Genomic DNA, 12,194 nt, shown 5'->3' with positions numbered 1-12,194 from the left:
GTGACGTACACTTTCAGGTTCGGTCCCGTGCTGGAGGCCTACAGGGATCTGTTGGCCGGGGCTTGGCTGACCATACAGCTCTCCACGTCGGCGATGCTCCTAGGGCTGGTCGTCGCAATCATCTGTGCTTGGGTCAAGACATCCGGGCCCAAGCCCCTTCGGTGGGTGGTCGAGTGCTATATCGAGATCATTCGAAACACGCCGTTTCTGGTGCAGATCTTCTTCATCTTCTTCGGGCTTCCTGCGGCGGGTGTGAGACTCTCTCCGAACGCCGCGGCGCTGCTGGCGATGGTGATCAATGTCGGGGCCTATGCGACCGAGATCATCCGGGCCGGCATCGAGTCAATCCACAAGGGGCAGGTAGAGGCAGGCCTGGCGCTGGGCCTCAAGCCGCTCCAGGTCTTCCGCTACATCGTGCTGAAGCCGGCCCTGAAGACCGTGTACCCGGCCCTGACGAGCCAGTTCATCCTGCTGATGCTGACGTCGAGCGTCGTGTCGGCGATCTCGGCCGACGATCTGACCTCGGTGGCGAACAACATCCAATCCCTGACGTTCACGAGCTTCGAGGTCTATCTCGTCGTGACGCTCATGTACCTCGCCATGTCCTTGGCCTTCTCGGCCGTGTTCTCGACAATCTACCGGGTCGCCTTCGCGTACCCCGATCGGCATTGAGGAGAGACCGATATGCTGCGCCAGTTCGGCACGAACGAGTTCCTGTTCATTTTCACGGCGGCCCGCTGGACGGTGCTGCTGTCGCTGATCGCCTTCGTGGGCGGCGCCGTCGGCGGCTTGATCGTAGCCCTCTCAAGGGTTTCCGATGTGAAGCCGGTCTCTCTCGCGGCGGGCGGGTTCATCCAGGTATTCCAGGGCACACCGCTGCTGATGCAGTTGTTCCTGGTCTTCTTCGGGGCGACCACGCTCGGGCTCGACATCAATCCGTGGATCGCGGCAGCCGTTGCGCTGACGCTGAATGCCAGTGCGTTCCTGGGCGAGATCTGGCGTGGCTGCATCCAGGCAGTACCGAAGGGGCAGTGGGAGGCCGCGGGGGCGCTGGGCCTGCACTACCCGGCCACGATGCGCTACATCATCCTGCCGCAGGCCTTCAAGATCGCACTGCCGCCGACCGTCGGGTTCCTGGTGCAGCTCATCAAGGCGACCTCGCTCGCCGCGATCATCGGCTTCACCGAGGTGACCCGCGCTGGCCAGATCATCAACAACGCAACCTTCAGGCCCTTTCTCGTCTTCGGCATCGTGGCAGCCATCTACTTCATCCTGTGCTGGCCGTTGTCGCACCTCAGCATGCGGCTTGAACGCCGCTTCGCAGCCGCAACCACGAGGTAGCGGTCCTCAACCCTCAATCAGAACCCATGTTCCAAGGGAGGATCCCATGAAACGATCACCGTACTTCCAAGGCTTCCGCAAGGCTCTCGCCGTCGGGGTGGTTTTCGTCGCCGGCCTTGCTGCGACGGCTCCCGCCACCGCGCAATCCGTTGACGAGATCAAGAAGAAGGGACAGGTCACGATCGGCATGCTGGTCGACTTTCCACCGTTCGGAATCACGAATGTCGAGGGTCAGCCCGACGGCTATGACGCCGACGTTGCGAAGGCCTTGGCCAAGCACCTCGGTGTCAAGGCGAACATCGTCCCGGTCACCGGGCCGAACCGCATCCCGTTTCTCCTGACGGGCAAGCTCGACATGCTGGTCGCCTCCCTGGCGATCACGCCCGAGCGGGCAAAGCAAGTGACGTTTTCCGATCCCTACGCCGGCATCCGCATCGTGGTCTACGGCAAGAAGGCTGCCGGCGTGAAGGAGCCTGCCGATCTGAAGAACTTCGCGATCGGCGTCGCACGGGCGAGCACGCAGGACGTCTCGGTCACCGCGGTCGCGCCGCAGGGTACCCAGATCCGTCGCTTCGATGATGACGCGTCGGCGGTCCAGGCCCTGCTATCCGGACAGGTCGACCTGATCGGCGTCGCGACGAACGTGGTCTCCGAAATCGAGAAGGTCGCACCCGGCCAATTCGACAGCAAGCTGACGTTGCGCGAGCAGGTGCACGGGATCGCCCTGCGCCCGGGCCAAGACGAGCTGCTGGGTGCCGTCAACGCGTTCCTCGCCGAGCAGAAGGCAAGCGGCGCCCTCAACGCCACGTACAAGAAGTGGCTGGGCACGGACGCACCCGAGATGAAGAAGCCCTGATAGGAGGACATGACACATGTCGACGGCGTTGCAGGCCCAACACGTGCGGGACGAGATCATCATCCGCATGGAGAACGTGCAGAAATGGTACGGCACATTCCAGGTCTTGAGGAACATCGACCTGAAGGTCCGCACCGGCGAGCGGATCGTGATCTGCGGACCCTCGGGATCCGGCAAGTCGACCCTGATCCGGTGCATCAACCATCTCGAGCACGCCCAGGAAGGCCGCATCGTCGTCGACGGAATCGAGCTCGGGGCCAGCAGCCGCAATCTTGACGCCATCCGGCGCGAGGTCGGCATGGTCTTCCAGCAGTTCAACCTGTTCCCGCACCTCACGGTGCTGGAGAACTGCATGCTGGCCCCGATGAAGGTCCGCGGCACACCGAAGGCCGAGGCGGAAGCGACCGCCCGCAAGTACCTGGAGCGGGTGCGCATTCCCGAGCAGGCCGCCAAGTACCCCGCCCAACTCTCGGGTGGCCAGCAGCAACGCGTGGCGATTGCCCGCGCCCTCTGCATGAACCCGAAGATCATGCTGTTCGACGAACCGACGTCCGCCCTCGATCCCGAGATGGTCAAGGAAGTCCTCGATACCATGATCGGCCTGGCGGAGGACGGCATGACGATGCTGTGCGTGACGCACGAGATGGGGTTCGCCCGCAGCGTCGCCGATCGCGTCATGTTCATGGATCGGGGCGAGATCGTTGAGGAGGGGCCGCCGGATACTTTCTTCGGCAATCCCCGGCACGAGCGCACGCGCAACTTCCTCGGTCAGATCCTCTCCCATTGAGCGCTGGTCCCTGAGAAACCGCGACGGGTCGAAGTTCGCTCCCGGGCCGACTGCATCACGGCTCGGGAACACCGATCTCGGCCAGATGGAGGAAACATACGATGCCGCATGACCGCTTCGACGAAGAGGATGTGATCGTTCGGTCCGATCCGACCGGGCTCGTCCTGTATCATTTGACCATCGCCGCTAGCGCCGCACCTGGTTCTCCACCAGGCGGCACGGCACCCGGCAACGACATGTGGCGGTCCCACTGGCTGAACTGGACTCGGCGGCTGACATGGTGGGCAAGATGGCTTCTCCCCCAGCCCCAGCCCTGACGCGCGATCCTGCGCGGCTTCGCGAGCAGATCGCGACGCGGCTCACGTTTTTCATTGCCGGCTTTTCCACGGCCGCTTGGGCCCCGCTCGTTCCTCTGGCAAAGGAAAGGCTTCAACTCGATGAAGGGGCTCTGGGATTGCTTCTTCTGTGCCTGGGCCTTGGCTCGATCATTGCCATGCCCGTTACGGGGGTTCTGACAACCCGGATCGGCTGCAAGGCCGTGATTACCGCTGCGACCCTGCTGACCCTGCTGACCTTGCCGCTCCTGGCGGTGCTCGAGGGCTCGATCGCCATGGCGATGACCATTGCCGTGTTCGGTGCCGCCCTGGGGACGGTCGATATCGCCATGAACCTTCAGGCGATCATCGTGGAGCGCAACAGCGGCAGGCCGATGATGTCCGGCTTCCATGGACTGTACAGTGTCGGCGGCATCGCCGGCGCCAGCCTGGTCAGCCTCCTGCTGGGAAGCTTTGCGATCAGTCCGCTTCTCGCGGCGGGCCTGATCAGTGCCATGTCCCTGATCCTGCTCATAATCGCGATGCCGGGCTTGCTTCCCTACGGGGATGACAGTAGCGAAAAGCCACCGCTTTTCGCATGGCCCAAAGGCGCAGTGCTGTTCATTGGCTTCCTGTGCTTCCTGTGCTTCCTGGTCGAGGGGGCAGTCTTGGATTGGAGCGCCGTGTTTCTCATCACGGAGCGCGGCAGTGACATCGGACTTGCTGGTCTGGCCTATGCTGCGTTCGCGGTTGCCATGACCCTTGGGCGCCTCACTGGCGACCGGTTGCGGACGATCCTCGGGGAACAGCGGGTGCTGTTTGTCGGCGGAATCCTGGCCGCTGTCGGGTTCTCGATGGTTGCTTTCGTCCCCTCAGCCTATGCCAACCTCGTTGGGTTCCTGCTCGTTGGCGCCGGAGCATCGAACGTCGTCCCCGTATTGTTCTCCGTGGCAGGGCGCACCCGGGCGATGCCGCCGAGCTTGGCGGTGACGGCCGTGACCACGCTTGGGTATCTCGGGATCTTGGTCGGGCCTGCACTGATTGGCTTCATTGCTCACCTGACGGATCTGCGGATGGCGTTCGCCCTGCTGGTGGCCGCCACGCTGTTTATCGCAGCCAGCTTCAAGGTCGGTAAGCCGTAGCAGGATATGGACGCGGCTTTGTCGGGGTCACCTCGAACATCTTCCAGCGTCGGCGACGTTCGACTTAAAAAACGGTGACGACGGAATGTCTCTTCGTGGCACGAGGCAGACGATAGCCGAACTTCCGCAGTCGTAGGGTCAACAGACCTTCAAACAGGCCCCCGTACTACCGAGGATGGTAGAGTCGAGGTGTGGCGCGGTGGCGGTAGGATCGGCCTATCTGTTTCCGCCGCTTTCGCCTGGCGGTGCCTCATTAGCCGAGCCGTTGCTCCGTTTCCACACCCCGCTCATCGAACCGGACATGCAGATCTCCCGCATCCGGCTCTCGGACAAGACCTCACGCCTTCACCCACGGCACGTCGTGCCCAAGCCGGCTCAGGCGGACGAGCCCGAAGTGCCCGTAAAGATGCGAGAGGGGATAAGCCCCGCCCTTGCGTCGCCTGACCTTATGCTTGGAGCGCAACCACCGGCGCAACCGCACCGCTGTATAGGTGTCGAGCGCCCGGTACGCCGGGTTGACGGTGCCTACTGAGAAGTAGTTCGCCCATCCGCGTAGCGTGCGGTTCAACTTGCCCACCAGCACTGTGGTCTCTTGCCATGTTCCCGCTCGGGCGGTCAGCGCATGGATCTTCTCGACCGCGCGCCGGATGCTCTTCTTCGAGGGCCGTTGCGCCAGGCGGGCCTGGCCGGTTCTCGCCGAATACATCCGTCCGAACGTGTACCCCAGGAAGTCGAACTCGCCTTCCGGCACCTTGCAGATGCGTGTCTTCTCCTCGTTCACCGTCAGCTTCAGCTTGCCCATGATCTCGCGCAGCCGGTGCAAGGCCTCTTCGGCTTTGCCCTTCCTGCACAGGATCACGAGGTCGTCCGCATAGGTCACGATGCGACTGCCGAGGCTGTGCTCCAGCCCGAGCTTCTTCCATCCCAGCACAAACCGGCGCATGTACAGATTGGCCAGCAAGGGTGAGAGGGGTGAGCCCTGCGGGATGCCGCGCCGTTGATCGCGCGCCTCCGTTGTCCGTGTCGTCCGTCCTCGTGTGTCGGTCTCTTCCACGGGGCAGTCCAGCCACCCTCTGATCAAGTGCAGCACGCGCCGATCAACGATGCGGCGCGCCACTGACGTCATCAGCTCGGCATGGGGAATGCTCCCGAAGTAGTCCGCGAGGTCGGCGTCCACGACGTCCGGATGGCCTCGAAACAGCAGCTCTTCCACCTCGATCACCGCCTGCTGGGCATTACGCCCGGTACGATAGGCATAGAGTTCCGGTGGAAGGTCGGCCTCGAAGATCGGGTCCAGCACCAGCATCGCTGCCGTCATGCAGACTCGATCCCGCACGGTCGAGATGCCCAGCGGCCTGAGTTTGCCGTTGGCCTTCGGAATGAACACGCGTCTGATCGGGTCCGGTCGGTAAGTCTCCTGCCTGAGCGCAAGCGCCAGTTCACCCAGCCATCCCTCGACCCCATATGCCTCGATGTCCGCAAAGTCCTGACCGTCGCCACCCGGTGCGCCCTTATTGGAGCGGCACTGGGCATAGGCATGCGCCAGAATGTCCTCGCGGCTGATCTTGTCGTACAGGGCGTAGAAGCGATAACCGGCCTCTGCCTTCGCTTTCGCGTGCAACGCCGTCTGCAGTTTCTGAACACTCTTCGGAGTTGATAGGTTGCCCAATCTCCAGGTCCCTCACCACGTCGTGCGTCTGTCTTGAACTGAGGCCCCTTTCCTCCACCGGCATTACCCGGCTTCCAAGGTCCTACGAGCCTCTCCGCCACCCCAGGGCGCCCGGTCTGTCCCTCGCGGGCCTCCGGTTGGTCATCCCTGACCACGTCCTGGGGCTTCCCGTGTTGCGTGCGCTTTCCTTGTGTCCATGCTGCCGCCACTACCCCGGTGCAGCGCCTGGGCGTACTCTTTGCTCATTCACCCAGCCGTATCAGCCTTCCCCGAAAGGGTTGTCGGGTCGGCCTGCACATCGTCCTTTTCGAGGCTTGCTCAGCGTTCACTCACGTTGCGGCCTGCACACTCGCGCGGTCACCAATTCGTGACCCGCTATCCGAAGGCTTCAGCCATTTCGTTACCTCCATGACTGCTCCGGTTGCTTCCGGCTGGAGCTTTTGCCGGGTGGGACTTGCACCCACTGGAAAGCGCCGCCTTGTCACGGCGCACACCCATTCCGGACCTTCTGCCAAGCGCGATCTGTCGTATCTGGAACGACCTAATACTACAGCCGGGTTTGTGCGTTGTCTTAGACACGTAGGTGTCGAGCAATGACGCATGCAAGCGCGGCCCACCGCTGGGCCAATCAGTTAGATGATCTCGTCGCCCGGATTGCTCCTCGGTTCAGCCGCACCGAACCACGCCGCCGCGCCCGGGCCTATTTGCAGGGCCTGCTCTCGCCGCTCGAGCGCAAGAACGGCTGGCACTTGGCGGAAGCCGCCGGGGATATCAGTCCCGATGGCGTGCAGGATTTCCTCGCCCGCATGCACTGGGATGCCGAGGCCGTGCTGATGCTCGACGAGACCGGCTTTCTCAAGAAGGGCGACAAGTTGGCGGGCGTCAAACGCCAGTACTCCGGGCACGGCCGGCCGCATTGTGTCTTTCTCGCCTATGCCAGCCGCCATGGCCATGCGCTGATCGACCGGGCGCTGTACCTGCCCGAGACCTGGGCCTTCGATGCTGCACGCTGCGCGGAAGCGGGCGTGCCGGAGAGTGTGAGCTTCACCACCAAGCCGAAGCTCGGACAGGCCCTGTTGAAGCGCGCCTTTGCGGCCGGGGTGCCCTGCCGGTGCGTGGTCGGCGATTGCGTGTATGGCGCCGGTCATCAGACGCCGCCTGATCGAGGCGCACGGGCGCGGCTACGTGCTGGCGGTGACCTCGGCCCAGCGGCTCGGGCTGGAGCACGTGGAGGATTGGCTTGAGGGCGTGCCGGCCAAGGGCTGGAAACGGCTCAGCGCCGGCGAGGGCGCCAAGGGGCCGCGGCTGTACGATTGGGCGTATCTGCCCTACCGCGCACCGCCGGTGCCGGGTTGGAAAGCCGGGCTGCTGATCCGACGCCGGAAGGGCCGACCGCATCAGTTCGCGTTCTATCTTACCCGTTCGCCAGAGGAGACGCCGCTCGCCGAGCCGGTGCAGGTGGCCGGTCAGCGCTGGCGGATCGAGACCTGCTTTGAAGACGCCAAGGGAGAGACCGCATTGGACGAATACGAGGTGCGCTCATGGACAGGCTGGCACCGGCACACCACGTTATCCATGCTGGCGCATGCCTATCTGACGATCGTGCGCCAGCACGCCATCGGGGGGAGAAGCCCCCGTCGTGCAAGCCGCGGGGTTGTTGCCGCTTACCGTGCCGGCGGTGCGGCGACTGCCCTGGCATCTGGTGTAGGAGCGGCCGCCTTCGGTTAAAGAGGTCGAGCACTGGTCGGTGTGGCATCGGCGCCATCAACAGCGTGCGCGAGAATGCCATTGGCGCACGCGCACACGGCGCCGGCGTAAATCCCGGCTGTATTACTAAGCTGCCGGCAGCACGACTTCATCACGTCTATCGCGTCGAGCGGCGTCCGCGATCCGGCAAGGCCAGTGACGACACGTCGGCCCGAAGGTATCCGCTCGTCGCCATGGCCTGCCTGCGGCTGGTATAGGCCCGTGAGGAAGAGAAAAATCGGCCTAGCCTCCCAACCGTTCAGGGCCGAGCAACGGCAACACCGTTGAATATGGCTCAGAACTAGTCAAAGAAGCCGGCATCTTCGTCGTTGAGATAGCGGCTAGCGGCTTTAGCATCGATGTCGAGACCAAGACCTGGGCCGGGTAGCAAATCGATCATCGAATCATTGACGATGCGGCCTGACGGAAGTCCCAGGATGATCTCGTGCCACCATGGGTCTGACGCTGTAGGATACTCGAAGGCGATGTAGTTGGCGGGCAGCGTGGCGCACACGTTGATCAGCGCGCCCAGCCCCAGGAGGCCGTTGGCGGTGCCATGGGGTGCCATGAGGATCGAGTGCATGTAAGCGTGCTCGGCGACCCATTTGAGTTCTGCGATGCCACCGACGTCAGCTGGATCGGGTCCGATAATACGCACCGCCTGTGTCTCAATGAGTTCCTTGAAGTTGTGCCGCAGATAGATCTGCTCGCCGGTATGGATCGGCGTTGACGTTGACAGGGTCAGTTCGCGATAGGCCTGCGGATTGACCCATGGCACGTAATCGCCGGTGAGCATGTCCTCGAGCCAGGCGATGTTGTATTTCTCGACCGCGCGGGCGAACTTGATCGCATCGGGCAACATCCAGCCTGGGCCGCAATCAAGCGCCAAGCTGACTTTGTCGCCGAGCACCTCCTTCATCGCGATGACGCAATCGAGCATGTGGTTGAAACCATACTCACTGATCACGCCCTGGTCCATTGCGCCGTGGTAACCCGAGCGCGTCTGGCGCACGCCAAAATGGAAGTCCTCGACCGTATCCTTCATGTTGGAGTGGAAACTGATGCCCTGCTTCACTAGAAAGAATTTTTCGGGGAGTTCGGCCATCCACTGCACATCAGCGGCGTAGTCCTCCGGGCGGTCGCCCGTCCGCTTCTTGCGCATGTTGCCGTTGTAGCAACGAACCTTGTCGCGCACTTTGCCGCCGAGCAGCTTGTATGCCGGGACGTTCGCCGCTTTGCCGGCGATGTCCCAGAGCGCATGCTCGATGGCGCTGACAGCTGCGCCGTAGGGCTTGAACGAGCCACGCTGACGAATCTTCAGCATCACTCGTTCGACGTCGGTCGGATCCTCGCCGATCAACGCTTCTCGAAAATGCATCACCCAGGGCTTAATGTAGCCTTTGGTGTATTCCACTTCGCCGAGCCCATGGATTCCTTCGTCGGTGGTGATTCGGACGATCGGGTGCTTACCGATGATGGCGCAGCGCAAATCAGTGATCTTCATGGCCAATGCCTCTTCGTACGGTGGATGAGCGGAATGCGATGGCCGGGTGCGACCCCGACGACCGGCGACAGGCGTCGTTGCGATGCCAGCAGGCGCGTCCGTCCTTCGAATGAGGGCGTCAGCTCCAGGTGCGATCCCAGGAATACTCGTGATCCCACCCGTCCGTCGGTTGCCAGATACCGGCAACTCCCGGCTGCAGATGCTGGGCGATGACCTCATCAACGATATCATCAATGCCGAGGCCCGGTTTATTGGAGACATCGATGAAGCCGTTCCTCACCAGCGGCTTGGGGAGGCCCGTTACGATGTCATCCCACCAAGGCACATCGACCGAGTGATACTCAAGCGCCATGAAGTTTTCGGTGGCGACCGCGACATGGGCCGCAGCCATCGCGGCTATGGGACTTTCTGCCATGTGGATCGCCATGGCGACGCCATACTCCTGCGCCATGTCGCCGATCTTCTTGGTTTCCAGAATGCCGCCCGACGTGAGCAGGTCAGGGTGGATAATCGAAATTCCGGCCTTGAGCAACGGCTCGAAGCTCTCTTTCAGATAGATGTCTTCGCCCGTGCAAATCGGAACCGATGTTGCCGCCTGCAAATGCCGATACTGCTCCGTGTATTGCCACGGAATGACGTCTTCCAGCCAAGCCGGAACATATTTTTCGATGCGGTTGGCGAGCCGGATGCCGTTTTGCAGCGAGATGTGTCCAACGTGATCAATGGCGAGCGGGATGTCAGGACCGATAACGTCGCGGACCTCGCAAATGTACTGTTCGAGATAATCTAAACCTTTGTCCGTAAAGTGGAGACCGGTGAACGGATGGCGCACATTCTGCGCGTCATAGGCGGCATTGCGCCGTCGGCGCTCCTCCAGCGTATGCGCCCTGCCTTGCGCCGCATGCGAGCGGAAGCCTTCGAGGGTGCCGGCCGGCGCGACTACGGCGCCCGGCAAGTCGGCAATCTGCATCAGCCCGAGATCCATCTTGAGGAACGTGAAGCCGAGGTCCATGCGCTCTTTGAGGCGCTTGCCGGTCGCCGTGCCGCTGGGTTGCTCCGCATCGGTGTCGCAGTAGATGCGTACCTTGTCGCGGAACTTGCCGCCCAGCATCTGATAGATCGGTACGCCATAGGCCTTCCCGGCAAGATCCCATAAGGCGATTTCGACAGCCGAGACGCCGCCGCCCTGCCTCCCGTGTCCACCAAACTGCTTAATGCGGCGGAACAGACGGTCGATGTCGCAGGGGTTCTCGCCGAGCAGTCGGCTTTTGAGCATCAGCGCATAGGTCGCGCTGGCGCCGTCGCGCACCTCGCCAAGTCCGATGAGGCCTTGATTAGTGTAGATTTTGACCAGTACGGAGTCGAAGGGAGCGCCGACGATCTCGGCCACCCGCATGTCCGTGATGCGAAGCTCCGACGGCTTGGAGAACGAATTGACTCGATTCAGCGCCTCGTGAGCACCATCCAGCTTCGGCATGTCAACGTTCTCCCTGTCCCCGACTGACGGTTCGCGCGATTGACCGCGGCCGTTTCGCCGGCGTGTGTTTGTGGATTTCAGGCGTTACTCACTCTCAACCCGTCCGTCGCTTGCGCGCCGGGATTGCGACAACCCCAGCGCCGGCTCGACGCACTTTCGTGCATTGTGCCTCAATCGACGACGTTCGCCTCAAGGTATTCGCGGTTCATCTCGATGCCGAGACCCGGTGCGGGGTTGAGCTTGAGGCTGCCATTGGAATTGTCGAGCGGCACGTTGATGAGAGGATCATACTTTGAGAGATTCCATTCCGACGTTTCGAGCTTGTAGAAGTTCGGCACCGTCATCATCACCTGCGCCCCGGCGACGACATTAATCGGCCCGGCGGCATCATGGGGTGAGACCGGGATGTAATAAGCCTCGCATAGCGCCGAGATTTTTTTCAGTTCGGTAATGCCACCGGTCCAGGTCACGTCGGGCATGATGTAGTCGGCCAGCTTATTCTCGAGAATGGGGACGAAGTCCCATTTCGTATGTCCACGCTCGCCCCACGAGATTGGCACGTTGACCTTCTCGCGCACCTGCTTGAGGGCATTGACGCTTTCCGGTGGGCACGGTTCCTCGAACCAGTCAATGTTTCCGGCCTCCTCGAGGGACCGGCAGAGCCGAATGGCCGTTGGCACGTCGAAGCGGCCATGCGCGTCGATTAGAATTTCGATCTGAGGCCCGGCTGCTTCCCGGACCAGCGCCGTCAACTCCGCGGCCTCGTGCTCGTCTTGGCGCGTCATGCTGCCGTCGAGGTAGCCGTCGCGCTGCTCGCGCGCGATGCCGTCCACATGTGGGCCCTGCTGAGGAAACGGATCGAACTTGAGCGCGGTATGTCCCGACTTCACAATCGCCTGGATCTCGGCGACGACGGCTTCCTTGCTCGTGAACCTGCGTTGATCAGGGTGGGTGTAGAGCGCAATCTCGTCGCGCACAGGTCCGCCGAGAAGCTCGTATATCGGCTTTCCTAGCGCCTTTCCCCGGATGTCCCAAAGTGCGATGTCGATGGCGCTGAGGCATTCCACCGCGGCACCCCGGCTCCCCATATAGGTAAAGCTGCGAAAGAGCTTGTGCCAGAGACGTTCGATATGCGCGGGATCTTCTCCGATCATTGTCAAGCTGATTTGCCGCAGCATCGCCGTCAGCGCACGGTTTGCGATCTTTGTTGTTGTAGTGATCTCGCCCCAGCCGGTGATGCCCTCATCCGTGCTGACTTCGACAAACAGGAACTCGCCCCAGTAGGAGGCGGCCGACTTGATAAGCCACGGCCTGACGCTGGTAATCTTCATGTGCTTCGCTTTCTTGTGAATTTGAGA

At 62.2% G+C, this 12,194-nt stretch carries 9 protein-coding genes and 1 pseudogene; 6 read left to right on the top strand and 4 right to left on the bottom strand.

Translation table 11 applies throughout. The annotated features are described in order from the left end of the window. The 5 genes from BB934_RS41885 (at position 1) to BB934_RS41865 (ending at position 4,440) form a co-directional block, all read left to right on the top strand. Entirely contained in the window at positions 1-672 is a 672-nt protein-coding gene (locus BB934_RS41885; RefSeq protein WP_099515471.1) for an amino acid ABC transporter permease, read from the top strand. Positions 673-684: 12 nt separating this feature from the next. Beyond that, on the top strand, positions 685-1,341 hold the full coding sequence (locus BB934_RS41880; RefSeq protein ID WP_099515470.1) for an amino acid ABC transporter permease: 657 nt from the start codon (positions 685-687) through the stop codon (positions 1,339-1,341). Between the two features lie 46 nt (positions 1,342-1,387). Further along, on the top strand, positions 1,388-2,197 hold the full coding sequence (locus tag BB934_RS41875) for a transporter substrate-binding domain-containing protein (protein WP_099515469.1): 810 nt from the start codon (positions 1,388-1,390) through the stop codon (positions 2,195-2,197). 16 nt (positions 2,198-2,213) lie between these two features. Beyond that, the gene (locus tag BB934_RS41870) at positions 2,214-2,984 is read left to right on the top strand and encodes an amino acid ABC transporter ATP-binding protein (RefSeq protein WP_099515468.1); all 771 of its coding nucleotides are present in this window, start codon (positions 2,214-2,216) and stop codon (positions 2,982-2,984) included. 289 nt (positions 2,985-3,273) lie between these two features. Next, entirely contained in the window at positions 3,274-4,440 is a 1,167-nt protein-coding gene (locus BB934_RS41865) for an MFS transporter (RefSeq protein WP_099515674.1), read from the top strand. Between the two features lie 337 nt (positions 4,441-4,777). On the opposite strand, the gene ltrA is transcribed toward BB934_RS41865, so the two are convergent. After that, complete coding sequence (gene ltrA, locus BB934_RS41860; RefSeq protein ID WP_237050679.1) at positions 4,778-6,061, bottom strand: group II intron reverse transcriptase/maturase; 1,284 nt, start codon at positions 6,059-6,061, stop codon at positions 4,778-4,780. A gap of 641 nt (positions 6,062-6,702) precedes the next feature. On the opposite strand from ltrA, the pseudogene BB934_RS41850 reads away from it, so the two are divergent. Then, positions 6,703-7,927, top strand: a pseudogene (locus BB934_RS41850) (IS701 family transposase). 229 nt (positions 7,928-8,156) lie between these two features. Here BB934_RS41850 and BB934_RS41845 read toward each other — a convergent pair. From BB934_RS41845 to BB934_RS41835, 3 genes are all read right to left on the bottom strand, one after another. Beyond that, entirely contained in the window at positions 8,157-9,359 is a 1,203-nt protein-coding gene (locus BB934_RS41845; RefSeq protein ID WP_099515673.1) for a mandelate racemase/muconate lactonizing enzyme family protein, read from the bottom strand. 118 nt (positions 9,360-9,477) lie between these two features. After that, on the bottom strand, positions 9,478-10,836 hold the full coding sequence (locus BB934_RS41840) for a mandelate racemase/muconate lactonizing enzyme family protein (RefSeq protein WP_099515466.1): 1,359 nt from the start codon (positions 10,834-10,836) through the stop codon (positions 9,478-9,480). Between the two features lie 170 nt (positions 10,837-11,006). After that, positions 11,007-12,167 carry a mandelate racemase/muconate lactonizing enzyme family protein gene (locus BB934_RS41835; RefSeq protein WP_099515465.1) on the bottom strand — a complete coding sequence of 387 codons (1,161 nt, stop codon included), beginning with the start codon at positions 12,165-12,167 and terminating at the stop codon, positions 11,007-11,009. Positions 12,168-12,194 lie beyond the last annotated feature (27 nt).

Origin of the sequence: Microvirga ossetica, from assembly GCF_002741015.1 — a bacterium.
In the GTDB taxonomy this organism is placed as follows: domain Bacteria; phylum Pseudomonadota; class Alphaproteobacteria; order Rhizobiales; family Beijerinckiaceae; genus Microvirga; species Microvirga ossetica.
The sequence above is the reverse complement of the archived record's forward strand: the minus strand, read 5'-3'. Positions and strand labels throughout refer to the sequence as shown.